The organism is Rugamonas apoptosis (genome assembly GCF_014042355.1).
GTDB classification, from domain to species: Bacteria; Pseudomonadota; Gammaproteobacteria; order Burkholderiales; family Burkholderiaceae_D; genus Rugamonas; species Rugamonas apoptosis.
On record NZ_JACEZU010000003.1, the window covers coordinates 206,478 to 231,190 of the forward strand.

The window sequence follows — 24,713 nt, forward strand, 5'->3', positions numbered from 1 at the left end:
TAACGAGTGCTTGATTGGGTGCGTTCGGTGTTGCGAAACGCGGGTGCGACGTGCGAATTAAGCGCGTGCTGGTAGGTGCGCCGCTAGGGATAGGGCGGCCTGCAGGAAAGAGGATAGGTGCAGATGCGAGGTCATGCCTTCAATGTAAGGGTTGGCGCGCATCCTTGTCAAGCAAAATGATGGGCGCCGTGGCGCCGCCCGCTCCGGCACTGATGCCGCGCTTGTGGTGCCGTCAACACGGCGCGGCCCGCCGCCGCGTCACCGGCCCTGTGGCGCCATGTACAATGTGTCATAGACAATTCCTGTCTGATCCAATCGGAGTTCGCCCCACATGACCATGGGTTTGCCCCGCCTCGCGCAACGCTCGGCCGCCGTCCTGACGCAGGAGGGAGAGGCCGCCCGGCTGCGGGTGGCCGATACCAGCGACCGTTTCGTGCGCCATTTCGTCGACGCGTGGATCGTATTTGGCGCGGCGTTGTGGCTGGGCCTGTACCTGACGGTGCCGGCTACCCAATATCCCGGCATGCTGATGGTGGCGGCCGGCGTGCTGGCCAAGGGCACGGTGATGCTGGGGCATACCGGCCCGGCGCGCTACCTGATCGTCAGCCTGTGGGCCCTGTTCGTGCTGTTCGTGCCCATCTTGCTGAACGGCGTGCGCACGCCCTTGCTGCTGACGATAGCGCCGTTGCTGATGATGACGGGCTGGTTGCTGGGACGGCGGGTGCTGGTGGGGTTGACGGCACTGTTCATGGCCGGCGTGGCGTGCTACTGGCTCGCCGAAACGCAGGGCTGGCTGACACTGACGGTGCCGCTGCGCCCGGCCGGCGTGTGGGCCGTGGTGCATGTGATCGTGATCGGCTTCACGGGGTTCATGGTGTGGTTCTTCGTCGCCAGCCACGAGGCCAACTACGGCATCGAGATGGACTTGCAGAACCGGCTGGCGGCCGCTTTGGGACGCGCGGAAAAGGCCAACCAGGAACTGGCCGCCGTGCTGCGCTTTAATGAAACCATCGTGCTGCATTCGCCGGTGCCGATCGGTGTGTACGCGGCTGATGGCAGCTGCGTGGAAGCCAACGAAGCCTACGCCCACATGGTCGGCACCAGCCGCGCCAAGCTGATGCAGTACAACTTCCACCAGATCGACAAGTGGCGCGAATCGGGCCTGCTGGAACAAGCCTTGCTGTCGCTGGAGGACGGTCAACCGCGCCGCGTGGAAGGCGCGGTGCTGACAGCGTTCGGGCGCGCCATCAGCGGCGAGTGCCACCTGATGGTCACCGAACTCAATGGCGAGCGCCACCTGCTGGTGCAATTCCTCGACCTGACGGAACGCCATGAGATGGAAGAGCGCTTGCGCGACGCGCTCGAAGCGAGCCAGCGCGTGCAGCAGGAGCTGCTCGATGCGCGCGGCGTGGCCGAATCGGTCAACCGCGAGCTGCGCGCGGTGCTCAAGTTCAACGCCTCCATCCTGCTCAACTCTCCACTGCCGATGCGGGTGTTCGAGGCCGACGGCCGCTGCATCGAAGCCAACGACGCCTTCGCCCGCCTGATCGGCGTCACGCGCGAGGAACTGCTGGCGCAGGGCGCCTACGAAACCAGCCGCTGGCATGTCGCGGCGCTGGTGGACGATTGCCGCCAGGCGCTGGCCAGCAACAGCGTGCAGCGGCGCGAGGTGCAGGTGGGCACCAGCCTGGGGCGCGATATCTGGCTGGAATCGCGCATCGTGCCGGTGGAGGCGGACGGCGGCAGCCATCTGCTGGCCCAGTTCGTGGATATGACGGAGCGCAGGCGGCTGGAACAGGAGCTGCGCATGATGGCGTTCTACGACGCGCTGACGCAATTGCCCAACCGGCGCCTGCTGCTGGACCGGCTCAAGCAGGCCACGGTGGCCAGCCAGCGCCACAACAGCTATGCCGCCATCCTGTTCATGGACCTGAACAAATTCAAGCAGCTCAATGACACCCATGGCCACGACGCGGGCGACCAGTTGCTGGTGAAAGTGGCGCGGCGCCTGCGCGCGCTGGTGCGCCAGGCCGACACGGTGGCCCGGCTGGGCGGGGATGAATTCGTGGTGCTGGTCGAGGAGCTGGGCGCCGACGCGGTGGCCGCGCACCATCACGTGGAGTCGCTGGCGGACAAGATCACCCGCATCCTGCATCAGGAATACCAGCTGGGCGAGCTGCATTACAGCTGCACCATCAGCATCGGCTGGCGCCTGTTCCTGGGCAACCAGAGCGACCCGGACGAGATCCTCAAGCACGCCGACGCGGCCATGTACCTGGCCAAGCGCAACGCGGCATAGTGGCCAAGCGCAGGGTCTGACCGTCGGCTCAGACCCTGGTTTGAAAGTGGAGCGAACTTACGCGGCCACTTGCACGCGCGGCGCGCCGGCCACCATCTCGCCGATCACGGCCGCCTCGCCGAAACCTTCGCGGCGGAACAGGGCCAGCACTTCATCCACGCTGGCGGGATCGCACGACACCAGCAGGCCGCCCGAGGTTTGCGGGTCCGTCAGCAGCATGTGCTGGGCATGGGTGATGGAGGGCGACAATTGCACGTCCTTGCCGTAGGCGTCCCAGTTGCGGCCCGAGGCGCCCGTGAAGTAGCCGTCGTGCGCCAGTTGCTGCACGCCCGGCAGCAGCGGCACCTGGCTCATGTTCAGTTGCCCCGTCAGGCCGGCGCCGCGGCAGATTTCCAGCAGGTGGCCCAGCAGGCCGAAACCGGTGACGTCCGTCAGCGCGTGCACCCCGGCCAGTTCCGACAGCGCCTTGCCCGGCTTATTGAGCTTGGTGGTGTTGGCGATCATGGCCGCGTAGCCGGCCGCGTCCAGTTTGTCCTTTTTCAGCGCGGCCGACAGCACGCCCACGCCCAGCGGTTTGCCCAGCACCAGCACGTCGCCGGCGCGCGCGTCCGCGTTGCGCTTGACCTTGGATGGATGCACCAGCCCCATCACCACCAGGCCGTAGATCGGTTCCACCGAGTCGATGGTGTGGCCGCCCGCGATCGGAATGCCCGCTTCGGCGCAAATGGCTTCGCCGCCCTTGATGATCTGGCCAATGGTCTCCAGCGGCAGTTTGTTGATGGGCATGCCCACCAGGGCCAGCGCCATGATGGGCGTGCCGCCCATGGCATACACGTCGGAGATGGCGTTGGTGGCGGCGATGCGGCCGAAGTCGAACGGGTCGTCGACGATGGGCATGAAGAAGTCGGTGGTGGCGATCAGCGCCTGCTCGTCATTGAGCTTGTAGACGGCGGCATCGTCGGCCGTCTCGATGCCCACCATCAGTTCCTTGGGCACGGGGAAGCCGGACGAATTTTTCAGGATCTCCGACAGCACGCCGGGCGCGATCTTGCAGCCGCAGCCGCCGCCATGGGAAAAGGAGGTGAGTTTGATGGGAGCGTCGCTCATGGTGATTCCTTAGTGTGGTGCGGCCGCCGTCGATGCGGCCATGGTTACAGGCGTATGGAGCAGATTATCCACTAACTTGAGCAGCGCCGCCTGCTCGGCCGCCGGCGTGAACAGCGCCGCGCGCGCCGCGCACTGGCTGCGCAGGCGGGCGTAAAAGGCGGGATCGGCGGCGCAGCGCTCGATCAGGGCCGCCAGCGCGCCATCGTCGCCGGGTGGGAAGTAGCCGGCGTAGTCCTCGCCCAGCATGCCGCGGTTGCCGCTGATGTCGCTGGCCAGCACCGGCACGCCGCTGGTGACGGCTTCGATGATCACGTTGGCGCCGCCCTCCATGCGCGAGGTGATGGCCATCAGGAAGCTGCGCTTGAGGCGCTGGCGTGTGGCGGCGTGGGGCAGGGCGCCCAGCCAGCGGTAGTGTGGTTGTTCGCGCGCCGTGGCCTCGGCCAACTGGCCCAGCGCCGGATCGAGCGCGCCGCCGATGTGCAGCAGGCGCACCCGCGCGTCATGCACGCGCGCGGCCGCGCGCATGAAGGTGGCCGGGTCTTTCTCCTCGCGCAGGTGACCCACCATGCACACGTCCAGATGGCGGCGCGTACCGCTGGCGGGGCGCAGCGTGTCGGCCGACTGGTAGATCACGCTGGCCTTGGCGCGCAGCGCCGGCGGCAGTTCGGCCAGGCCGGCCGGCTGCAGCACCACCAGCGCGCCGGCCTGGCGCAGCGAGGTTTGGGCGCTGGCGTCGTGGGCGATGTCGCGATACAGGTCGGTGCCGGTCAGCAGCAGGATGGTGGGGCGTTGCGGGCACGCTTGTACAAAGGCGTCCAGCGAGGCGGCCGAGCGGCGCGCGTGGAGCGCGATCAGCAGGTCGGGCAAGTCGGGCAGGTCAGGAAGGTCGGACGGGGCGTGCGGATTGTGCGGATTGGACGAGGTGCCCGGGTTGCCGGCAGGCGCACGCACGCTGGCATCGCCATCGCCATCGCCATCGCCATCGCCATCGGCATCCGGCGCTGGCCATTGTTGCGCGATTGTCACGCGGTAGCGCGTGCGCAGGAAACGCGCCCAGCGCCTGGCGCTTTGCCAGTTGCCGTTGTTGGCCTTGGCCGAGGCCGGGCTGATGATCCAGATGTGGGGTCGCTTCACTGCCGCCTGTCGTGATGAGTGGATGTCGCGCGCCGCCAATTGATCTCGCGCCTTTTTTTCGGCGCAAAAGCCGTTACAATCGAACGATGAGTGCTATCCATGCTTCGTTCCGCCACGCCCGCCCGATGCAACTGGCCGAGGCGCTCCATTCAGCGCGTGATTATACGCTGCGCCTGTTCGACTGTTTCGCCGCTGCGGGACTGGACGCTTCGGCCCGCGTGCCGCAACTGACGACCGTCAATCCGCCGTTGTGGGAGTTGGGCCATACGGCCTGGTTCGCGGAATGGTTCATCCTGCGGGAGGCTGCGTCCAGCCATCCGGCCGATGCGCTGTACAACTCCCTGCTCACGCGCGGCGACGACTGGTTCGATTCCAACACGGTGCCGCACCGCAGCCGCTGGAACCTGGACCTGCCCAGCACGGGCGCGCTCAAGACCTACTGCCACGAAGTGCTGGACCGCGTGCTCGACAAGCTGTCGCGCGAGCCGAATACGGATGCGGCGCTGTATCCCTACCGGCTGGCGCTGGCGCACGAGGATATGCACGGCGAGGCCTTCCTGTACACCCTGCAGACGCTGGGACTGGCGGCGCCGGCCCAGCTCACGCACGACGAACGCACCCTGTTCACCCCGTCCGAGATCCGCTTCCCCGGCGGCACCATCCAGTTGGGCAGCGCGCAAGAGGGCGGCTTCGTGTTCGATAACGAGCGCGAGGCGCATCCGGTCCACGTGGCGCCGTTTACCATCGACAGCACCTTGGTGAGCAACGCCCAATATGCCGACTTCGTGGCCGACGGCGGCTACGACAACCGCCAGTACTGGAGCGCGGCCGGCAGCGCATGGCTGATGCGCCAGGAACGCTGCGCACCCCGCTACTGGCAGCGCGATGGCGCGCAGTGGCGCACCATGCGCTTCGGCCAATTGCACACGCTGGCCGGCGCCGAGCCGGTACGCCACATCAGCCTGTACGAGGCGCAAGCCTATTGCGCGTGGGCCGGGCGCCGCCTGGCCACGGAGGCCGAGTGGGAATACGCGGCCCTGTCCGGCCATCCCGCGTTCCGCTGGGGCCAGTTGTGGGAGTGGACGGCCTCGCCGTTCGAACCGTATCCGGGCTTCCAGCCGGACCGCTACCGCGAATATTCCGCGCCCTGGTTCGGCACCCACCAGACGCTGCGCGGCGCCTCGTTCGCCACCCCGGAGCGGCTGGGATCGGCCAAGTTCCGCAATTTCTACCGGCCCGAACGGGACGACATTTTCGCCGGTCTGCGCACCTGCGCCTGGCCGGTTTGAGCGGCGGGCGGCGCCGCCGCCCCCGCCATCGCCGGCAGGTTTGCTGAAAAGAATATTGTGTTAATATTATTCAATTGGCATCGCGGCGCTGTTGTGGCGCGCGACCTTACCGACGAAAGAGAAAATGAGCACAATGACCGACTTGTCGCCCATCCTGATCCCCGTGATCGCACTGATGATTCCCATCGTGGGCATCATCGCCAGCACCGTGCTGAAGGTCACGCGCCTGCATTTGCTGCATGAGACCGTGCGCAGCCTGAGCGCCAATGGCCAGCCGATTCCGCCCGAGCTATTGAGCGAAATCGCGACCAAGAAATCGTCCTGAAGCGGCCTCAGTTTTTGGCCGGATCGTAGGACAGCACCGTCTTGTAGCCGTCCGGCGCGATCGACGTGTCGAATGGGTAGGTGGCGAAATTGAGCTGGTCCACCAGCCCCAGTTTGACCAGGATGGTGTGCGGCAATTCCTTGTTGCGTCCTTCGAGCGTGCTGACGGCCGCGTTGATGGCCACCCGCGCCTGGCTCACCCCCTTGGTGTCGGCCGCCGCCACAATTTCCTTGTTGTGTATCAGGCGCGCGATATCGTCCGTCAGGTCGTAGGCGACGATGCGGATCTTGCCGGCCAGGCCGGCGTCCTTGACCGGTTGCACGGCAGCCGGCGCGCAGCCGGTGCAGCCGATCAGGTAATCGAGCTTGTTGCCGTACTTGGCCAGCATCTGCCTGGCCAGCCTGGTCTGGCCCTTGAAGTCGCTGTCGCCATAACGGATGTCGATGATGTTGACCTGGATGGGCGCCTGCTGCGCGCCGATCCGGCTGCCATCGACCTCGCCCTTGACCCAGCCCGCGCCCATGGGGCCGGGCAGCAGGCCGACGTTGATCGCTTTCAGGCCGCGCCGCTGGGCGTCACGCACCGCCCAGCCCATCGCTTCCAGGCCCATGGCGCGCAGCGAGGTGGTGACCTTGATGGTCAGGTCGTCGCTGCGGCTGTCGTTGGCCAGTTCGAACACGGGAATGCCGGCCGCGCGCGCCTTGGCGATCGAGGCGTTATTGGCCGTCATGCCGATCGGCGACAGCACGATGGCGTCGTATTTGGCGGCGATGGCCTGATCCGTCAGGCGCAACTGGCCGGGCAGGTCGTCGTAGCCATCGGCCGCCAGGATGTCGACCGCCACGCCCAGCCGGTGGGCCTCGCTGATCACGCCGTAGCTGCAACCGACCCAGTACGGATCTTTCAGGTGCGGGAACAGGAAGGCGATGCGCCAGTGCTTGCTGGCGCGCGCCGTCATCGGGTAGTGGCCGGCCACCACGCGCCCGCTGGCGATGGCATCGTCGGCGGTGCCGTTGGCTTGCAAGGGACGGAAGATGGACAGGACCGGGATGGGCGCGAATTTGACCGGGAACTGCGGCGCCGGCGCGGACGGCGCCGGGGATGCCGGTTGCGCGCCGGCCGTGGCCATGGCCAGCGCCAGCGCGCCCAGCGCGGTCAAGTCTCGCATGCGTGCAATGAGCATCCTGTGATTGTTCTTCCGTATCTGCGGGTTAGGTTCTTTGGTGCAATTCTACCTGCTGCGGGCATGGATGGGCGCAGGCTTCTTGCCTGCCGTTGTTGTGGCAAGGAGACAAGTGCCGCAAGCGGCCGGAATGCGGCATGGGGCCATGGCGATTCTGCTATCCTTTCCGCCGGGGAAGTTTTTCGATCAAAAACAGGCACCCCCGGCCTTCTACCAAGAAAGAGCGCAACCGTATGAAATTCAAGCATCTCGTCGTCGCCGCCACCGCCCTGGGCGCCATCAGCGCGGCCGCGCCCTCGTTGGCCGAGGCCGCGCCGGCCAAAGTGCTGGCCATCCGGGCCGGCAAACTGGTGGATGTGGTGGCCGGCACCGTGCTGGCTGACCAGACCATCATCGTCACGGGCGAGCGCATCACGGCGGTCGGCCCCACGGCCAGCGCCAAGGTGCCCGCCGGGGCCGAGCTGATCGACCTGTCGGGCCAGACCGTGCTGCCGGGCCTGATCGACATGCATACCCATCTGACGGCCGACCCGATGCAGAGCGGTTACGCGGCGCTCGGTGTGTCCGACATCCGCGCCGCGCTGTATGGCGCCCGGGCGGCCCGGCTCACCCTGGAAGCCGGCTTCACCACGGTGCGCAACGTGGGCGCCGGCGGCTTTGGCGACGTGGCGCTGCGCGACGCCATCAACGACGGCGACGTGACCGGCCCGCGCATGCGCACGGCCGGTTACGCGCTCGGCATCAAGGGCGGCCATTGCGACAACAATCTGCTGCCAGCCGATATGAACGTCACCGAGCGCGGCGTGGCCGACGGCCCGTGGGCGGCCCGCGCCAAGGTGCGCGAGATGGCCAAGTATGGCGCCGACGTGATCAAGATCTGCGCCTCGGGCGGGGTGCTGTCCAAGGGCGACGAACCGGGCGCCCAGCAGTACACGCTGGAAGAGATGGCAGCCATCGTGGACGAGGCCCACAAGCTGGGCCGCAAGGTGGCCGCCCACGCACACGGCGCCAGCAGCATCCGCGCCGCCATCACGGCCGGCGTCGATTCAGTGGAACACGCCAGCCTGATAGACGAGCAGGGCATGCGCCTGGCGCGCGAGAAGGGCACTTACCTGGTGATGGACATCTACGACGACGACTTCATCCTGCAGGAAGGCGCCAAGGCCGGCATGCTGGCCGAGTCGATCGAGAAGGAACGGGCGCTGGGCCAGCTGCAGCGCGATAACTTCCGCAAAGCGCTCAAGGCGGGCGACAAGATGGCTTTCGGCACCGACGCCGGCGTGTATCCGCATGGCGACAACGCGCGCCAGTTCGCCTACATGGTGCAGTACGGGATGACGGCCATGCAGGCGATCCAGTCGGCCACGGTGCAGGCGGCCGACCTGCTGGGCTGGCAGGACAAGGTGGGCGCCATCGCGGCCGGCAAGTTCGCCGACATCATCGCCGTCCAGGGCGACCCGCTGGCTAATGTGGCCGAGCTGACCCACGTGTCGTTCGTGATGAAGGGCGGCGCCGTGATCCGCCGTTGATGGGCGCGGGCGGCCCGGGCGCGCACCGCTCGCCCGATAGGCCACCCGCCAGCGCCTGTCCGCGCTAAAATGGCGGCCTGACAGTTCACCGTGTCGTCTTGTTCCTGGCACGGGTAGCGGGGCGGCATGGAACGCATCCTTTCATCGCTGGCGAGTAGCGACAGCATCCTGCGACTGGGCCTGCCCAGCCGTTCCGCCTTGCTGGTGGCCACCTTGCGCGCGGCCCACCAGCTGCTCGACCATCCCCCCGTATTCGCCGATCCGCTGGCCCTGCCCATCCTGGGGCCGGAGCTGGAAGGGCAGTTGCGCGCCCAGTTGCCACGCTATGCCCATGGGCCGGTGCGCCAGTTGCGCGGCGCCACGGCCGTGCGCAGCCGCCTGGCCGAGGAGGAACTGGCCGGCGCCGTGGCCTGCGGCGTGAAGCAATACGTGGTGCTGGGCGCGGGGCTGGACACTTTCGCTTACCGCTGCCACGGCCTGCCGCTGCGGGTGTTTGAAGTGGACCATCCGGCCACCCAGCGCTGGAAGCGCGAGCAGTTGCGCCACGCCGGCATCGCCGCGCCGGACTCGCTGACCTTCGTACCGTTCGACTTCGAGCGCGACACGCTGGACGCGGCGCTGGCGGCCGCTGGCTGCCGGCTCGACCTGCCCGTGTTCCTGTCCTGGCTGGGCGTGACCCTGTACCTGAGCGACGACGCCGTGTTCGACACGCTGCGCGTGGTGGCGGCGCTGCCGGCCGGCAGCGCCATCGTGTTCGATTATGGCGTGGTGCCGGAGCTGCTCGACCTGTTCGACCGCATGGGCATGGCCTATTTCGCCAGCAAATTCGAGGCCGCCGGCGAGCCGTGGAAATCGCTGTTCGCGCCCGCTGTGCTGCTCAGCGAATTGCGGGCGCTGGGTTTTGGGGCCGTGTCCGACTACGGGGCCGACGCGCTGCGCACCCACTACCTGGGCGGGCAAAGCGATGGCTGGCACCTGGGCGGCGCCATGCGGCTGGTGGTGGCCCACACGGGTACCAGTGTGGCTTGAAGGGGGGCGTGGATCGCCAAGTCACGGCGATGGCTCGCCAGGCCATGCCGCTGGCCGCTGGCGCAAGTTGTCATCCTCTATACTCATTCCTTCATCTCATCATGCTGGGAATTCGTATGCACCACCGCTCCAAGCTCACATTTGCCGCCTTGCTGGCCGGGTTGACCTTATCCCTGGGCGGCTGCGGCGGTGGAGGCGGGGGCGGCGGCACCAATGTGGCCGCCGGCACCGTGGTCGACACGGGCGGCGACAAGGCCGTCGTCACCATCACGGTGAGCGCCCAGCAGGAAGTGCGGGCCGCCTCGTCCGACCCGGGCCAGCCGTCCGGCGTGCCGCTGGCCCGGATGCGGGACGCGGTGGTGGTGGGCGATCATATTCTTGTGCGTTCCGATTCGGCCGCCACCATCCAGGTCGACCGCGACCTGATCCACCCCGGCACCCGCGTCAGCGCGCTCGATGCGCAGGGCAAGTTCCTGTCCACCCATGATTACGGCAATACTCTGGCCAGCAACTACCTGGGCGAATGGGCGATGCTGCCCATGGCTGGCGGCGTGGTGATGGTGCAGACGGGCGCCGGCTCGAAGCTGTTCCGGCTCGACGCCCAGGGCGCCATGGTGGGCGCGGCGGCCGGCATCGACCTGTACGCGGTGCAGCCCATCGATTCGCCGCTGCCGACCGTGGTGGCCAGCGCCGCCGCCGTCGATGGCGATGGCTTCTGGTACGCCACCACACTGGTCGAACGGCCCATCCCCAACAGCGAGAAGAACGCCATCTACAGCATGATGCTGGTCAAGCTGGACGCCAACGGCAAGGAATTGACGCCGCCGTTCAAGCTGACCATGTCGACCAAGTTCCTGCAGCCGCGCATGGTGGCCTCGGGCGGCTCGGTACTGGTGACGTGGCTCGACAGCGGCGCGCCCATGCAGGCTTACTGGCGCTACGGTGGGCCGCGGCCATTGGTGCATTCGGTGACGGGTACCGGTGGCGGCACACCCGATTTGCTGCCGGTGGCCATGGCCAGCACGGGCAAGGTGGGGATGCTGTGGAATTTCAAGGTGGGCATGACCAGCAACCTGTTGGGCGTGGCCTTGAATGACGGCGGCAACCCCATCATCGATACGGCGCGCGTGGACCTGACGCAGGAAACACTGTCGGACAAATGGGGTTACAGCCGGCGCGACCGCGTCTCGTTCGACGCACGCACGGCGGCCAATGGCTCGCTGCTGATCGCCGATGTGGTCACGGGGCGGCTCAAGCCCACCGATCCGCTGGGCGACCTGCTGCTGCTGGCGGACTACAGCTATGGCGCCGCGCCCCTGTCGTCGGCCACCATGAACGTCCTGCGCCAGCGCGACCCTGGGGCCGCGCCGCTGGGGCAGGCGCCCATCTTGCGCCAGATGCTGTTCGCCGACCATGCCGTGCTGTTGATCGGCGACGAAACTCACCTGGATACGGCGATCGTCACGCGCGCGGCCGCCGCGCATTGAGCGCGCGGCGGCCGGCGCCGCGTCGTTACAGCAGTGAAGCGGACAGGTCTTCCAGGTTGGCCGCGTACTCCGCCTCGTCAACCTGCTTGCGGGCCACGCCACTGCGCATGGCCGCCGCCGCGATTTTCGGCGTCACGCCGCCCAGCAGGCGTGGGTCCAGCAAGCCCGGCACCACATAATCCTTGCCGAAGCGGGCGTCGCCGCGCGCCATCTCGGCCAGCGCCATCACGCAGGCGCGCTTCATTTCCTGGTTGATGGTGGAGGCGCCGCAGTCGAGCGCCGCGCGGAACAGGTAAGGGAAGCACAGCGCGTTGTTGATCTGGTTCGGATAGTCCGAGCGGCCGGTGGCGATGATGGCGTCCGGCGCCACTTCGCGCACCAGTTCGGGCCGCAGTTCCGGTTCCGGATTGGCCAGCGTGAACACGATGGGCGACTTGCCCATCTTTTCCACGTCCAGCGGCGACAGCACGCCGGGCCCGGACACGCCCAGGAACACGTCGGCGCCCACGATCACTTCCGACAGGGTGCGGGCCGAGGTGGCTTGCGCCCAGGCGGCCTTTTCGCCATCCAGTTCGCGCGCCGTGGTCAGCACGCCCTTGCTGTCGCAGACGAAGATGTTCTCGCGCCTGGCGCCCAGGTCCACCAGCAATTCCAGGCAGGCGATGGCCGCCGCGCCCGCGCCCGAGCACACCACCTTGGCGGTGGCCAGCTCGCGCCCCGTCAGGGCCAGCGCGTTGAGCATGCCGGCGCCGACCACGATCGCGGTGCCATGCTGGTCGTCATGGAACACGGGAATGGCCAGCCGCTCGCGCAGCTTGCGCTCGATGTAGAAGCACTCGGGCGCCTTGATGTCCTCCAGGTTGATGCCGCCGAAGGTCGGGTGCAGCGCGGCGATGATCTCGACCAGCTTGTCCGGATCGCGCTCGTCGATCTCGATGTCGAAGGCGTCGATGCCGGCGAACTTCTTGAACAGCACCACTTTGCCTTCCATGACGGGCTTGCCGGCCAGCGCGCCGATGTTGCCCAGGCCGAGCACGGCGCTGCCGTTGGTGATCACGCCCACCAGGTTGCCCTTGGCCGTGTAGTCATACGCCTTGGCCGGATCGCGTTGGATCTCCACGCAAGGCGCGGCCACGCCGGGCGAATAGGCCAGCGCCAGGTCGTCCTGGGTGCTGACGCTCTTGGTCACTTCGATGGCGATTTTGCCGGCGCCGCCGGCCTTGTGATAGGCCAGCGCCTTTTGTTCGATGCTGCTCATGCTGTCGGTCTCCGTGAATGGAAAAAACGCCCGCACAAGTTTTACTCGTGCAGGCGCATACTTGAATCTACCCTGGATTATGGGTACAGGCCGCGTACTTCACGCGCCTGCAGCACGCGGGTGCAGGCCAGGATGAAGGTGGCGGTACGCAGCGTGACCTTCTTCTCCTGCGCCACGGTCCACACGGCGTTGAACGCTTCCTGCATGATGCGGGTCAGGCGGGCGTTGATCTCGTCCTCGCTCCAGAAGAAGCTGGAGAAGTCCTGCACCCACTCGAAGTAGGACACGGTCACGCCGCCGGCGTTGGCCAGCACGTCCGGCACGATCAGTACATCCTTGTCGGTCAGGATGTCGTCCGCTTCCGGCGTGGTAGGGCCGTTGGCGCCTTCCAGGATGATCTTGGTGCGGATGCGTGGTGCGTTCTTGGCCGTGATCTGCTGTTCCAGCGCGGCTGGAATCAGGATCTCGGATTCGACATCCCAGAATGCATCGCGGTCCAGGAACGCTTCAGCGCCCGGGAAGCCGGTCACGCTGCCGCATTCGGCCACGTGCTTGTGCAGGCTTGGGATATCCAGGCCGCCTTGATGCACCACGGTACCGGTATGGTCCTGCACCGCGATCACTTTGGCACCGGCTTCCGCGAACATCGTCGCAGCGACACCGCCGACGTTACCGAAGCCCTGGACGGCGACACGTGCACCTTCGATTTTCACGCCGCGCTTGGCGGCTGCCTCGCGGCCCACCACGAACACGCCGCGGCCGGTCGCTTCGCGGCGGCCCAGCGAGCCACCCAGCGAAATTGGTTTGCCGGTCACGACGCCGGTCGACAGGTTGCCTTCGATCATGGCGTAGGAGTCCATCATCCATGCCATCACCTGTTCGTTGGTGTTCACGTCCGGTGCTGGAATGTCCTTGGTAGGGCCGATGATCAGGCTGATCTCGCTCGTGTAGCGGCGGGTCAGGCGCTGCAGTTCGCCCTTGGACAGGGTTTTTGGATCGACACGGATGCCGCCCTTGGCGCCGCCGTAGGGCACGTTGACGGCCGCGTTCTTGACCGTCATCCAGGCCGACAGGGCCATCACTTCGGACAGGGTCACGTCCTGGTGGAAGCGCACACCGCCCTTGCCGGGACCACGCGACATGTTGTGCTGCACGCGGTAGCCTTCGTAGTGGGCGATCGAGCCGTCATCACGTTCGATCGGCACGTCCACGGTCAGGATACGCTTGGGGCGCTTCAGGGTTTCGACCCAGCGCGACAGGTTACCCAGGTGCGGGGTGACGCGGTCGATCTGCTGCAGGTAGACGCCCCAAGGACCGAGGTCGTCGGCGTTGAGGTAGGAAGGCAGTGCGTGTTGGGTGGTCATGCTCATTACTCCTATGGATTCGGGAAGTGACGCGGTTTATGGCTGCGATCAGTGGGACGAATCATAGGCTTGGACGAGTTAGCCCGGCCAATGCTGTATGCGCATTCGATTATGCAAAATTTGCATAGTTGTGCACCGCGACGGTGCATGAACGAGCGTGCTTTTCCGGGGTTGGATTTTCCTTCAAAAAACCCCGAAACCGACACAAAATCAAGGCACTACCCACGCCGTGCGCGCAGCGTGGGCAGCGCCCGGATCAGCGTTCCGAGACTGGTGTGCGGCGCTTGCGATTGGCCTTTTTCTGCTGCATTTCCAGGAACTCCCACAGCCGTTCGACGATGGGTTTGCCGCGCCGCTGGGGCGATGGGCGCTCGCGGTAGAGCCGGATTTCCATCTCGATGTCCCAGCCGCCATTGCCGCCGTCGGCGCATGCCAGCTGCTTTTGCTTGAGCTCGCGCGTGACGGCCGATTCAGGCAGGAAGGCCATGCCGCGGCCTTCCAGCACCATCATCTTCAAGCCTTCGGCCATGTCCGTTTCATAGCGCGGATCGAGGTAGGGATGCTGCTTGGCGTCGGCCAGAATCAGGTCCACCATGCGGCCCAGGTAGGCATTGTTGGTGTAGGACAGGAAGGGCAGCGGCGCGTCCGGCGCGCCGGGCAGGGCGTAGGCCGGGGTGCGCATCTTGTCGCAGCGTGCGTAGGGACGCAGCGCCTCGCGCCCCATCACCAGCATGTCGTAGCGGCCCGGATCGAGCTGCACCGGCTGGCGCGGATGGTGATAGCACAGCAGCAGGTCGCAACCGCCTTCCACCAGTTGCAGCACGGCGTCGTGCACGTTGAGCGCCATCAGGCGGCTCTTGATGGGGGCGAAATCCTGCTCCAGCGCCGACAGCCATTTCGGCACGAAGGTCAGCGACAGCGTGTGCGGCACGGCCAGGTCGATGCTGGTCAGGGCGGCAGCGCGCTTGTTGCGCATCATATCGCGCGCGCCGTTGATCTGGGCCAGCATTTCCAGCGCCTGCTCGTAGAACACGATGCCGGCCGACGTCAGCCGGGTGGGGTAGGAGGTGCGGTCGATCAGGTCCGTGCCCAACCAGTTTTCCAGCGACTGGATGCGGCGCGAAAAGGCCGGCTGCGTCACATGCCGCAACGCCGCCGAGCGGCTGAAGTTATTGGTTTCCACCAGCGAGATAAAGTCTTCCAGCCATTTGGTTTCCATCGTATTGCTCCTTAATTTTGCTGGGCGGTGGTGGGGGCGGTGGCGCTGGCCCGGATCGCGCGCATGGGCGTGAACAGCCAGGCCAGCGTGGCCAGCGCGATCAGCGTGGCGCCGCCGCCGGCGAACAGTTGCGCCAGCGTGATCGATTGCAGCAGCCAGCCGGTGGCGGCAGCCGACAACGGCGCCAGTCCCATGAAGATGAACATGAAGATGCTCATGGTGCGGCCCATCATGTGGGGCGGCACTCGGCGCTGTATCCAGGTGAACACGGCTACCTGCATATAGCCCGAGACGGCGCCGATGGCCAGCAGCAGCAAGGCGCCTTGCCAGGTGCGGTCGATGCGGCCCAGCGGCATGACGAGTGCGCCGACCGCCATGTCGGCCAGCAGCACCATGGCGCCGAAGCTGGCCATGCGCAGGCGCGCGCCGGCGATGGCGGCGGCGCCCATACCGGCCAGGCTGCCGGCGCCATTGGCCGCCATCAGCAGGCCGAACGCGGTGGCGCCATGCAGCCGTTCGTTGCCCAGCGCCGGCAGGGCCACTTGCATGGCGCCGCCGATGAACAGGGCCACGATGCCCCAATAGCTGAAGCACAGGCGTAGTGCCGTGTCGCGCCACACCATGGCCAGGCCCGCGCCGACGGCGCGCCAGACCGACGGTTGCCGGCCGTTGCCGGTGTGCGCCGCGCCCGCGCTATCAGGCGTCGCGGCCGCGCGCGCCGTCAGTGCCGTCTGTGCCGTTTGCGCCGCAGAGGCGTCGGGCAGTTCGCGCACCTTGGCCAGGGTCCATGCCGACAGCAGGAAGCTGGCGCAATCGAAGCCGAACGCCAGCGCCAGGCCGAGCGCGTCGCGCACGGCGCCGCCGCTGTCGCCGGCCAGCGCGATCAGCAGGGCCGCCAGCAGCGGGCCGGCCAGCGTGGTCAGTTGGCGCATCCCCATCAGTATGCCGTTGGCCTGTTCCAGCCGCTGCGGCGCGACCACGCGCGGCAGGATCGAGGTGCCGGAGGGGATGCCGAACGCCTGCGCCAGGCCCAGGCCCAATGCCAGCGCGTACACCAGCCACAGCGTCACGTGCGGGTTCAGGGCCAGCGTGATGGACAGCGATGGCCCAAGGGGCAAGGTCAGCGTGGGTGCGTTGTTCAGCACCAGCAGCGTGAGCATGGCCAGCAGCAGCGCGTTGGCGTACTTGCTGAGCATGAGCACGCGCTTGGGCGAATGGCGGTCCACCAGCGCGCCGCCGATCAGGATGAACAAGGCGCGCGGCGCGCTCATGAGGGCGATCACCAGGCCCAGGGCCAGGGTGTCGCCCGTCAGCTTGAGCACCAGCCAAGGCAGGGCGAGCATGGTCAACTGGTCGCCCAGCATGGAGATGGCGCCGCCGCGCAGCAGCCAGCGGAAGTTCGGATCGCGCAGCAGCGTGGCGCGCTGTGGGTCGGGGGCGGACGCGGGCACGGCCATGGTGTACTCCTCAGGAGTTCGATGGGCCGATGCCGGCGATCTGGCCCAGCACGGCCGACAGCGCGGCCAGTTGTTCGGGCGGGCAGCTGCGCAACAGTTCGGCGCTGGTTTGCTGGGCGATGACGGTGGCGTGGGCCAGCAGTTCGCGGCCGGTGGCCGTGATGGCCGCATAGCCCACGCGCGCGTCGCGCGGGTCTTGCTGGCGCTCGATCAGGCCGATTTTCTCCAGCGGCAGCAGGGTGCGGGTGACGCCGGACGCCGTCAGGCCCTGGCGTTCGGCCAGGTCGACCCGGCGCAAGCGGCCGCCCGGCGCGCGGTGCAGGTAGAACAGCAGCATGAAGTCGCTGAAGCTGATGCCGTGGTGGCCGCCCAGCGTGGTGTCGAGCCGGCGCACCAGCATCGCCTGGGCGCGTGCCAGCCGCAGCGCCACCTCCAGTTGTGGGCTGATGGTGTCGGTGGAGTCGTTGTTGTGTTCGCTCATGGTGTGCCTCGCTGGTCCCGGGATGTTTGCGTACTGCTTGATTCATTGTTGATTAATACTTGAGTGCGCAAGTATATGCTATTTGGCCAGATTTGCAAGCGTGAATTGGCACTGACGCCGCCGGCAGGCGCCGCCCCGGATTCCGGGCGTAAAAAAACCACCCGTCCGCGAGGAGGGGTGGTTGTGCGCTGCCGTCAGGCCGGGCGATAAACCGGATTAACGGTCGCCGTAGCTGCGGCGGGCGCCGTCGGTGCTGCGTGGGTTGCTGCCTTTGTAGCCGCCGCCGCCGGCGCCGGCGCCGTCACGGCGCGGTGCGTTCGGCTTGCTGAAGGTGCGCTGGCCTGGCTTGGCGCCGCCACGGTTGTCGCCCGGTTTCCAGCCGCCTGGACGGGAGGTGGAGCGCGGCGCGGCCGTTTTCTTTGGCTCGTAGCCTTCGATCACGTTGACCGGGATCAGCTGCTTGGTGAAGCGCTCGATGCGCTTCACGTTCATGCCTTCAGCGTGGTTCACCAGCGAGATCGCCAGGCCGTTGCGGCCGGCGCGGCCGGTGCGGCCGATACGGTGCACGTAGTCCTCGGGGAACTTCGGCAGGTCGTAGTTGAACACGTGGGTGATGGTGGGCACGTCGATGCCGCGTGCGGCCACGTCGGTCGCCACCAGCACTTTGACCTGGCCGCGGCGCAGGCTGTCCAGGGTGCGGTTGCGGGCGCCCTGGTGCATGTCGCCGTGCAGCGCGGCGGCCGAGAAGCCGGCGATATTGAGGCGGTCGGCGATGGTGTCGGCGTCGCGCTTGGTGGCGGTGAACACCACGGCCTGGTCCAGCGAGTCGTCGCGCAGCAGGTGGTCCAGCAGGCGGTTCTTGTGCGACAGGTCGTCCACGAAGTGCACGCGCTGGGTGATGTTCTCATGCTTGTTGGCGGCGCTGACGATCTGGATCACTTGCGGGTTCTTGGTGATGCGGCGCGCCATGTTGCCCACCACGCCGTCCAGCGTGGCCGAGAACAGCATGGTCTGGCGGGTGTCCGGGGTCGCTTCGACGATCTTTTCGATGTCGTCGATGAAGCCCATGTCCAGCATGCGGTCCGCTTCGTCCAGCACCAGGATTTCCAGTTGCGAGAAGTCGATCTTGCCCGATTCCATGTGGTCGATCAGGCGGCCTGGCGTGGCCACCAGGATTTCAGGATTCTTGGCCAGCAGTTGCATCTGCTTAGGGTAAGGCATGCCGCCCAGGATGGAGACGGCCTTCAGGCGGCGCAGGTTGACGCTGTACTTGTCGGTGTTGGTGGTCACCTGCAGGGCCAGTTCGCGGGTCGGGGTCAGCACCAGCATTTTTGGCTGTGCAGCTTTGAAACGGGGGCGCTCGCCACGGGCGCGCGCCGCTTGCATTTCCTGGTTGGGCGTCTTGCCGGCGGCGGCTGGCTCGGACGCGGACAAACGGTGCAGCGACGGCAGCATGAAGGCCGCCGTCTTGCCGGAACCGGTTTGCGAGGATACCAACAAGTCCTGGCCCGCGATAGCGGCGGGTACCGCCTGCTCTTGCACCGGAGTTGGCTTGGTGTAGCCGGCGTCGGTCAGGGCTTTGATGATGGACGTGTTGAGACCAAGTGCTTCAAATGTCATTCTTTTCTTTCGTAAAAATCAGCGTTCGTGCAAACAAGCAGAACGCGAAATAGCAACGCCAACCAAAACGAAATGACTCAATCTAAATCGATAGAAATTTCGGCACAAAAGCTTTGCGCCGGGACGGTGTCAGGTGCGACACACAAGGCGGGAGGGCTTTATAAGCGACATCAGTGTGATGCGCTAAGGCTTGCGAAGCTGCTAGTTATTTTTCGGGCGACTGCTGTCATGCAGCGCAGAGGCAGAACTATACCTGATTTCCACTGTTCTTGCACGCCTAAATATGCATTTCATTATGGACGTACTTTTCTAATTTTCAAAAAGATAAGCTTGTTATTTCATAGTAAGATGCCTGTTACTTAATTTTTTGCATATTCATCATGGCAACTTCGCGCAAAACTTCCCGCAACTACCTGGCCGCCGTGGTGGCGCTGGCACTGGCCGCGTGCGGCGGCGGCGCGGGCGTGCCCAGCGGCCCCATCGTCGTGGCGCCGGCCATCAATACGCCCGCCACGGGCGCCAACGGGGTGCAGATCATTCCGGCCGGCGGCAGCCATACCATGGCGGCCGGCGAGAAAGTGCTGGTGCCGTCCGGCGCCATCGTCACCTCCAATGGCAGCACCGTCAATATCAACGGTTCGGACAACACGATCAACGTGACGGCTGGTGCCGTGGTGCGGGTGCCGTCGTCGTCCACCGGCAAGGCTGACAATACCGTGGTGGCCAGCGCGGCTGCGCCCGGCGTGACGGTGGCCGCGCAGCTGATTGCCGGCCCGTCGACCATGGGCGCCTATGATCCGGTGGATGGCACGGGCGACCAGGCCCGCTTCGGCGGCCTGTACCAGTTGACGCTCGATGGCGCGGGCAACCTGATCGGCACCGACCGTGGCCGCCTGCGCCGCATCACGCCGGCCGGCGTGGTGAGCACGCTGCCGGCTTCCATCGCGCTCACGTTCGAAGGCGTGGCCGTCGATGGGACGGGCAATATCTACGGCACCGACAGCATCAGCAATGTGCTGTACCGCCGCACCCCGGACGGCGCCGAGCAGCCCTGGGGCCCGGACTGGAGCAAGGTGATGGTCAACAAGGGCGGCCAGTTGCTGGTTGATGGCGCCGGCACCGTGTACCGGGCTGATTTCGACAACCGCCGCATCCTGAAGATATCGGCGGCCGGCGTGGTCAGCGTGCTGGCCGGTGGCGGCTCCGGCGACGGCAACGATGGCGTGGGCGTCAACGCGGCCTTCCATGGCCCATGCGCCATGGTGTTCGATGCCAGTGGTGCGCTGCTGGTCAACGACAGCGACGCCATCCGCAAGATTTTGCCCAACGGCACGGTGACGACGGTGGCCAAAATTCCCAAGCGCATCATCCCGGTCGATGGTTCGATCGCCATCGACCATGGCAACATCTATGCGGCGACCGACAGCGCCATCGTGCGCGTGGCGCCGAACGGTACGGTGGAGGCCATGCACTTCGCCAACGGTAGCATGCCCTACATCATGACGCTGGTGTCCGATGGTAACGGCACGCTGTATGCGGGCACTGGATGGTCGTCGCCGGTGCAGGTATGGAAGATCACGCTGTGATTTTTCTGCTTGTGTAGATTGGAGAGAAACAAACGCGCATGAGTCGCTATACTTTATAAAAAGCATAACGTTAATAACTTTCCAAATGCTAGCAAACCATGGCTGGCGCGAGGAGACTATCATGCGCGGCAGGAGTGTTCCCCATTTGATGATCGTCGGCGGGGTGGCGTTGGGCGCCGCCCTCGGCGCGATGCAGGTCATGCGCGACATGACGGCGCCCAAGCCGGCGCTGGAGCCGGTGAGCGTAGCATCGCCCGCGCCCGCGCCGGCGGTCAAGAAGCACTCCAGGGTGCGGCAAGCGATCGCGCAGGCGTCGCAGACGGACAAGATCGCCCTGGCGCTGGGCGGCTCGGATTAGGCAGGCGCGGCGCCGCGCCCCGTCAGGCGTCGGCCGCGCCGCAGCACTTCTTGTACTTTTTCCCGCTGCCGCAAGGGCAGGGGTCGTTGCGGCCCACCTTGGGCGTGGCGCGCTGGGCCGGACGGCCCGCGCCGCCTTGCTGCGGTGAGCGCGTGCCATGGATGGCGATGATGGCCGGCGCCACGGCATCCATCCACTTTTCCGTTTCCTCGTCCGGCATGGGCGGTTCGCGTCCGTCCGACGCGGCCAGCTCGCGCATGGGCGCGAACCAGTCCGGCTGCGCGGCCTGCAGCGGCGCCCAGCCGGCCGCATCCAGTTCCAGGCCCGCCATAAAGCCCTGGCACCAGGCCGCGATGCCCCATTCCGGGCCGCAGTGGAAAATAGGTTCGAAACTGGCCGCGTCCCTGGCCAGCCATGCGCGCAGGTGGTGGAAATGGCGCAGCACCAGGCTGGTGGCGCGCTGCCGTTCGGCGTTGTCGGCGTCCGCCGGCGCCGTTGGCCACACCTGGGCCAGCCATTCGGCTTCCGCCGGCGGCGTGGCGGCTGTGGCGATGGCCGTCAACAATCCTTCCAGCGTGGAGACGTCATGGATGGCCGCGCCGGGCGTGGCCAGCAGCGCGCCGAGCGCCTCGTATTCATCGTCGGACAGGGGAGTGGCGAGCGCAGTGGTGGTCATGGTGGTGTCGGGGGCAGGTGGGCCGGCCGCGACATCATGCGCGGCCGGTCCGGATGTAAAAAAGCCGCCCGGCGGGGCGGCTGGTGCGATGCGCCAGGGGGGCGATCAGGTGTAGTCTTCCGCGTTCAGGCCCATCACGTGGGAGAAGCCGCCATCCACGTAGGTGATTTCGCCCGTGATGCCGGAAGCCAGGTCCGACAGCATGAAGGCGGCCGTGTTGCCCACTTCCTCGATGGTGACGTTGCGGCGCAGCGGCGCGTGCGAGGAGGCGAAGCCCAGCAGCTTGCCGAAGTCCTTGATGCCGGAGGCGGCCAGGGTCTTGATGGGGCCGGCCGAAATGCCGTTGGCGCGGATGCCCATCTTGCCCAGGTTTTCCGCCAGGTAGCGTACCGACGCTTCCAGCGACGCCTTGGCCAGGCCCATGGTGTTGTAGTACGGAATGGCGCGGATGGCGCCCAGGTACGACAGCGTCAGCAGCGACGAGCCTTCCTTCAGCAGCGGCAGGGCGGCCTTGGCCATGGCCGGGAAGCTGTAGGCGGAAATGTCATGGGCGATGCGGAAGTTCTCGCGGGTCAGGCCGTCCAGGAATTCGCCGGCGATCGCTTCGCGCGGCGCGAAGCCGATCGCGTGCACCAGGCCGTCCAGCTGCGACCAGCTTTTCGCCAGGTCGGTGAACAGGGCGGCGATCTGCTCGTCGCTGGAGACGTCGCAATCGTATACCAGGGTGCTGTCGAATTCGGCGGCGAACTCGGTGATGCGGTCCTTGAAGCGTTCACCAACGTAGGTGAAAGCCAGCTCGGCGCCTTCGCGGTGGCAAGCCTTGGCGATGCCGTAAGCGATGGAACGGTTCGACAGCAAACCGGTGATGAGGATTTTTTTGCCTTGCAAGAACGCCATATGGACTCCGATTGCTACTGCTGCGCCGTAGCGCCACCCGCTAGGCGGCGACGGCGACAGTATGGGTTGTTTGGTAGTGGTGGCCAGGACTGTGCGCGCTCAAGGTCTGGCTGCCGCAAGACCGAGATTGTAGGGCGTGCGCGCCGCGATGGCAACTTTTCATCGCGGCCAACACGGGCATCAGTCTTCGTTGCGGTGCCGCGATTTGTGGTAACGGGTGACGTGGGCCTTGACCAGCTTGACGGGTGCCTCATCGTCGTCGCCGTGGTGGCGGGCCGCCTTGTAGCCGCGGCCGCGCTTGTTGCCGCGGTCCGCTTCCAGCGCCACCACCGCGTTGTCGGCCACTTCCGGCGCGATATCCACGTTGGCCGAGGTGGCCAGCTTGGGCACCAGGATGGTGGAGCCAGCCTTGAGTACGGTCTTTTGCGGGATGTTGTTGGCCTGGCGGATCACTTCCGGCGTGGTGTGGAACCGGGAGGCCAGGGTTTCGATGCGCTCACGCGCGGTGGTGATCTTGTGGGTGGTCCAGGTCGACAGGGCGCGGCCCCATTGGGCCAGGTTCAGGTGGAACTTTTCCGCGTTCTGCTGCGGCAGCAGGATCTTGGTCTGTTCGCCGCCCGTGATGACGGGGCGGTTGAACTGCGGGTTCAGGGCCTTGAATTCATCGACCGACAGCTCGGCCAGGTGGGCGGCGATGGTCAGGTCGATGTCGCTGGTCTTGTCGACGGCCGTGAAGTAGGGCTGGTTGTCGACCAGCGGCAAGGTCAGGCCGTACTGGCCGGGATTGGCGATGATGTTCTTGACCGCTTGCAGCTTGGGCACGTAGTTGCGGGTTTCGGCCGGCATCAGCTCGGCCAGGCTTTCGAAATCAGTCGGCTTGCCCAGCGCGCGGTTGCGCTGGATGGCTTTCTGCACCGAGCCTTCGCCCCAGTTGTAGGCGGCCAGCGCCAGTTGCCAGTCGCCGAACATATCGTACAGGCGCTGCAGATAGGTGAGGGCGGCGTCGGTCGAGGCCACAATGCCGCGCCGCTCGTCCTTGAACACGTTCTGTTTCAAGTTGAAGTCGCGTCCCGTGCCGGGCACGAACTGCCACATGCCGGCCGCGTTGGCGCTCGACAGGGCTTGCGGGTTGAAGGCGGATTCGATGAAAGGCAGCAGCGCCAGTTCGGTCGGCATGCCGCGCTTTTCCAGTTCCGTGACCACGTGGAACAGGTAGCGCGAGGCGCGCGCCGTGGTGCGGGCCATGTAATCGGGACGGCTGCTGTACCAGGTGATGTGCTTGGCCACCAGCGGGTTGTCCAGGTCGGGAATGGCGTAGCCGGAGCGGATCCGGCCCCACACGTCCGTCTCGCGCAGCGCGTCTTCGCTGGCGGGGCGGGCTTGCTTGCTGTCGGTTCTGCTGGTGAAAGTGGTGTCGGGGGCCTTGGCCGCGGCCGGCTGGGAGGCCGGGGCGGGCAGCGCGCCCATGTCGGCGGCCTGGCTCAGCGCGGGAGCCAGCATCAGGGCCAGCGCCGCCAGTGCAGCGGAAGTGTTATTGCGTGCTTGCATAGTATTCCATTGTTGTCGGCGGGGAAATAACCGAGCGGACATGAATAAACGTGGAGTGTACGAAGGTCGATTGGCTGAGTCAAGCAATATGTCAGCCGCATGACGGTACGGTGGCTTAGTGCTATTTGGCAATAATTGCCGGTGAGTACAATACAGTTGTCGTGGAATTCAGGCTAAAACATGGGTGGTGGACGTTGCCACAGGGCCAGCATGGACCGGACCGGGCGTTGGCGCAAGCGGCGCGTGATCTATATATGAGATGGCGCAAAGAGTGCGTACAATTCGGGTTTTGAATCCAGGAATAACATGAACACCACCACCGACGACCACGCCGGCATCATCGCCGCGACTGAACAATGGCTGGAAAAGGCCGTTATCGGCCTGAACCTGTGCCCGTTCGCGAAAGCCGTGCACGTCAAGAAACAGGTGCGCTACGTGGTGTGCGACGCCGACACGCCGGAAGCGCTGCTGTCCACGTTGATGGATGAATTGCAATATTTGTCGGACGCGGACCCGGAAGCGGTCGATACCACGCTGTTGATTCACCCCAATGTGTTGACCGATTTCCAGGACTACAACGAATTCTTGGACGTGGCCGACGCCGCGCTGGAAGACATGGACCTGGCAGGCGAGCTGCAAGTGGCCAGCTTCCACCCGCAATACCAGTTCGCCGACACGGCGCCTGACGATATCAGCAACTACACCAACCGGTCGCCCTACCCGACCTTGCACCTGCTGCGCGAGGAGAGCGTGGAACGGGCGGTGGACGCCTTCCCTGAAGCCAGCGACATTTTCGAGAAAAATATCGCAACCCTGGAAGCGCTGGGCCATGAAGGCTGGGACAAGCTGGGATTGAAGGTGAAATAG

At 66.1% G+C, this 24,713-nt stretch carries 21 protein-coding genes; 9 read left to right on the forward strand and 12 right to left on the reverse strand.

All coding sequences use genetic code 11. From position 1 onward, the window contains the following. Nucleotides 1-331 precede the first annotated feature (331 nt). The gene (locus H3H39_RS07490; RefSeq protein ID WP_182152746.1) at nucleotides 332-2,299 is read left to right on the forward strand and encodes a diguanylate cyclase domain-containing protein; all 1,968 of its coding nucleotides are present in this window, start codon (nucleotides 332-334) and stop codon (nucleotides 2,297-2,299) included. A 57-nt stretch (nucleotides 2,300-2,356) separates the two neighbouring features. Here H3H39_RS07490 and selD read toward each other — a convergent pair whose 3' ends face one another. After that, nucleotides 2,357-3,406 (reverse strand): selenide, water dikinase SelD, encoded by a 1,050-nt coding sequence (gene selD / locus H3H39_RS07495; RefSeq protein ID WP_182152747.1) that lies wholly within the window; start codon nucleotides 3,404-3,406, stop codon nucleotides 2,357-2,359. A gap of 9 nt (nucleotides 3,407-3,415) precedes the next feature. Further along, complete coding sequence (senB, locus tag H3H39_RS07500; RefSeq protein ID WP_311196871.1) at nucleotides 3,416-4,540, reverse strand: selenoneine biosynthesis selenosugar synthase SenB; 1,125 nt, start codon at nucleotides 4,538-4,540, stop codon at nucleotides 3,416-3,418. Nucleotides 4,541-4,626: 86 nt separating this feature from the next. On the opposite strand from senB, the gene senA reads away from it, so the two are divergent. Both senA and H3H39_RS07515 read left to right on the forward strand, forming a co-directional pair. Next, entirely contained in the window at nucleotides 4,627-5,829 is a 1,203-nt protein-coding gene (gene senA, locus H3H39_RS07510) for a selenoneine synthase SenA (protein WP_229217920.1), read from the forward strand. 124 nt (nucleotides 5,830-5,953) lie between these two features. Then, nucleotides 5,954-6,154, forward strand: coding sequence for a hypothetical protein (locus H3H39_RS07515; protein ID WP_182152748.1), 201 nt, complete (start codon nucleotides 5,954-5,956; stop codon nucleotides 6,152-6,154). 7 nt (nucleotides 6,155-6,161) lie between these two features. Here H3H39_RS07515 and torT read toward each other — a convergent pair whose 3' ends face one another. Beyond that, complete coding sequence (gene torT, locus H3H39_RS07520; RefSeq protein ID WP_229217921.1) at nucleotides 6,162-7,322, reverse strand: TMAO reductase system periplasmic protein TorT; 1,161 nt, start codon at nucleotides 7,320-7,322, stop codon at nucleotides 6,162-6,164. 248 nt (nucleotides 7,323-7,570) lie between these two features. Between torT and H3H39_RS07525 the strand changes: the two genes are divergently transcribed. The 3 genes from H3H39_RS07525 (at nucleotide 7,571) to H3H39_RS07535 (ending at nucleotide 11,382) form a co-directional block, all read left to right on the forward strand. Then, nucleotides 7,571-8,866, forward strand: a complete 1,296-nt coding sequence (locus H3H39_RS07525; protein ID WP_182152749.1) for a Xaa-Pro dipeptidase — start codon at nucleotides 7,571-7,573, stop codon at nucleotides 8,864-8,866. 126 nt (nucleotides 8,867-8,992) lie between these two features. Next, entirely contained in the window at nucleotides 8,993-9,895 is a 903-nt protein-coding gene (locus H3H39_RS07530; protein WP_182152750.1) for a class I SAM-dependent methyltransferase, read from the forward strand. Between the two features lie 116 nt (nucleotides 9,896-10,011). Further along, nucleotides 10,012-11,382 (forward strand): hypothetical protein, encoded by a 1,371-nt coding sequence (locus H3H39_RS07535; protein WP_182152751.1) that lies wholly within the window; start codon nucleotides 10,012-10,014, stop codon nucleotides 11,380-11,382. A gap of 25 nt (nucleotides 11,383-11,407) precedes the next feature. On the opposite strand, the gene H3H39_RS07540 is transcribed toward H3H39_RS07535, so the two are convergent. From H3H39_RS07540 to H3H39_RS07565, 6 genes are all read right to left on the reverse strand, one after another. After that, entirely contained in the window at nucleotides 11,408-12,640 is a 1,233-nt protein-coding gene (locus H3H39_RS07540; RefSeq protein WP_182152752.1) for a malic enzyme-like NAD(P)-binding protein, read from the reverse strand. 77 nt (nucleotides 12,641-12,717) lie between these two features. Next, nucleotides 12,718-14,004, reverse strand: a complete 1,287-nt coding sequence (locus tag H3H39_RS07545; protein ID WP_182152753.1) for a Glu/Leu/Phe/Val family dehydrogenase — start codon at nucleotides 14,002-14,004, stop codon at nucleotides 12,718-12,720. Nucleotides 14,005-14,260: 256 nt separating this feature from the next. Next, entirely contained in the window at nucleotides 14,261-15,223 is a 963-nt protein-coding gene (locus H3H39_RS07550; RefSeq protein ID WP_182152754.1) for a LysR substrate-binding domain-containing protein, read from the reverse strand. 11 nt (nucleotides 15,224-15,234) lie between these two features. Next, a complete protein-coding gene (locus tag H3H39_RS07555; protein WP_182152755.1) occupies nucleotides 15,235-16,680 on the reverse strand; it encodes an MFS transporter in 1,446 nt (481 codons plus the stop codon). A 10-nt stretch (nucleotides 16,681-16,690) separates the two neighbouring features. After that, nucleotides 16,691-17,161: a MarR family winged helix-turn-helix transcriptional regulator gene (locus H3H39_RS07560; protein ID WP_182152756.1), complete on the reverse strand. Its 471-nt coding sequence runs from the start codon at nucleotides 17,159-17,161 to the stop codon at nucleotides 16,691-16,693. Nucleotides 17,162-17,377: 216 nt separating this feature from the next. Further along, nucleotides 17,378-18,781 carry a DEAD/DEAH box helicase gene (locus H3H39_RS07565; protein WP_182152757.1) on the reverse strand — a complete coding sequence of 468 codons (1,404 nt, stop codon included), beginning with the start codon at nucleotides 18,779-18,781 and terminating at the stop codon, nucleotides 17,378-17,380. A 380-nt stretch (nucleotides 18,782-19,161) separates the two neighbouring features. On the opposite strand from H3H39_RS07565, the gene H3H39_RS07570 reads away from it, so the two are divergent. Next, complete coding sequence (locus tag H3H39_RS07570) at nucleotides 19,162-20,367, forward strand: NHL repeat-containing protein (RefSeq protein ID WP_182152758.1); 1,206 nt, start codon at nucleotides 19,162-19,164, stop codon at nucleotides 20,365-20,367. A gap of 121 nt (nucleotides 20,368-20,488) precedes the next feature. Continuing rightward, on the forward strand, nucleotides 20,489-20,725 hold the full coding sequence (locus H3H39_RS07575; RefSeq protein WP_182152759.1) for a hypothetical protein: 237 nt from the start codon (nucleotides 20,489-20,491) through the stop codon (nucleotides 20,723-20,725). Nucleotides 20,726-20,747: 22 nt separating this feature from the next. Here H3H39_RS07575 and H3H39_RS07580 read toward each other — a convergent pair whose 3' ends face one another. The 3 genes from H3H39_RS07580 to H3H39_RS07590 form a co-directional block, all read right to left on the reverse strand. Continuing rightward, on the reverse strand, nucleotides 20,748-21,401 hold the full coding sequence (locus tag H3H39_RS07580) for a UPF0149 family protein (RefSeq protein WP_182152760.1): 654 nt from the start codon (nucleotides 21,399-21,401) through the stop codon (nucleotides 20,748-20,750). 105 nt (nucleotides 21,402-21,506) lie between these two features. Further along, nucleotides 21,507-22,298 carry an enoyl-ACP reductase FabI gene (fabI, locus tag H3H39_RS07585; RefSeq protein WP_182152761.1) on the reverse strand — a complete coding sequence of 264 codons (792 nt, stop codon included), beginning with the start codon at nucleotides 22,296-22,298 and terminating at the stop codon, nucleotides 21,507-21,509. Between the two features lie 180 nt (nucleotides 22,299-22,478). After that, a complete protein-coding gene (locus H3H39_RS07590) occupies nucleotides 22,479-23,846 on the reverse strand; it encodes a transglycosylase SLT domain-containing protein (RefSeq protein WP_182152762.1) in 1,368 nt (455 codons plus the stop codon). A 306-nt stretch (nucleotides 23,847-24,152) separates the two neighbouring features. Between H3H39_RS07590 and H3H39_RS07595 the strand changes: the two genes are divergently transcribed. Further along, nucleotides 24,153-24,713: a DUF1415 domain-containing protein gene (locus H3H39_RS07595; RefSeq protein WP_182152763.1), complete on the forward strand. Its 561-nt coding sequence runs from the start codon at nucleotides 24,153-24,155 to the stop codon at nucleotides 24,711-24,713.

Bases quoted from the DNA above. Each gene is read 5' to 3' on its own strand.
- H3H39_RS07545 (WP_182152753.1), bottom strand. From the start codon at position 14,004: ATGACCACCCAACACGCACTGCCTTCCTACCTCAACGCCGACGACCTC.
- H3H39_RS07540 (WP_182152752.1), bottom strand. From the start codon at position 12,640: ATGAGCAGCATCGAACAAAAGGCGCTGGCCTATCACAAGGCCGGCGGC.
- H3H39_RS07595 (WP_182152763.1), top strand. From the start codon at position 24,153: ATGAACACCACCACCGACGACCACGCCGGCATCATCGCCGCGACTGAA.
- H3H39_RS07580 (WP_182152760.1), bottom strand. From the start codon at position 21,401: ATGACCACCACTGCGCTCGCCACTCCCCTGTCCGACGATGAATACGAG.
- H3H39_RS07560 (WP_182152756.1), bottom strand. From the start codon at position 17,161: ATGAGCGAACACAACAACGACTCCACCGACACCATCAGCCCACAACTG.
- H3H39_RS07590 (WP_182152762.1), bottom strand. From the start codon at position 23,846: ATGCAAGCACGCAATAACACTTCCGCTGCACTGGCGGCGCTGGCCCTG.
- H3H39_RS07555 (WP_182152755.1), bottom strand. From the start codon at position 16,680: ATGGCCGTGCCCGCGTCCGCCCCCGACCCACAGCGCGCCACGCTGCTG.
- fabI (WP_182152761.1), bottom strand. From the start codon at position 22,298: ATGGCGTTCTTGCAAGGCAAAAAAATCCTCATCACCGGTTTGCTGTCG.
- senA (WP_229217920.1), top strand. From the start codon at position 4,627: ATGAGTGCTATCCATGCTTCGTTCCGCCACGCCCGCCCGATGCAACTG.
- H3H39_RS07570 (WP_182152758.1), top strand. From the start codon at position 19,162: ATGGCAACTTCGCGCAAAACTTCCCGCAACTACCTGGCCGCCGTGGTG.
- torT (WP_229217921.1), bottom strand. From the start codon at position 7,322: ATGCGAGACTTGACCGCGCTGGGCGCGCTGGCGCTGGCCATGGCCACG.
- selD (WP_182152747.1), bottom strand. From the start codon at position 3,406: ATGAGCGACGCTCCCATCAAACTCACCTCCTTTTCCCATGGCGGCGGC.
- H3H39_RS07575 (WP_182152759.1), top strand. From the start codon at position 20,489: ATGCGCGGCAGGAGTGTTCCCCATTTGATGATCGTCGGCGGGGTGGCG.
- H3H39_RS07535 (WP_182152751.1), top strand. From the start codon at position 10,012: ATGCACCACCGCTCCAAGCTCACATTTGCCGCCTTGCTGGCCGGGTTG.
- H3H39_RS07530 (WP_182152750.1), top strand. From the start codon at position 8,993: ATGGAACGCATCCTTTCATCGCTGGCGAGTAGCGACAGCATCCTGCGA.
- H3H39_RS07490 (WP_182152746.1), top strand. From the start codon at position 332: ATGACCATGGGTTTGCCCCGCCTCGCGCAACGCTCGGCCGCCGTCCTG.
- H3H39_RS07525 (WP_182152749.1), top strand. From the start codon at position 7,571: ATGAAATTCAAGCATCTCGTCGTCGCCGCCACCGCCCTGGGCGCCATC.
- H3H39_RS07565 (WP_182152757.1), bottom strand. From the start codon at position 18,781: ATGACATTTGAAGCACTTGGTCTCAACACGTCCATCATCAAAGCCCTG.
- H3H39_RS07550 (WP_182152754.1), bottom strand. From the start codon at position 15,223: ATGGAAACCAAATGGCTGGAAGACTTTATCTCGCTGGTGGAAACCAAT.
- H3H39_RS07515 (WP_182152748.1), top strand. From the start codon at position 5,954: ATGAGCACAATGACCGACTTGTCGCCCATCCTGATCCCCGTGATCGCA.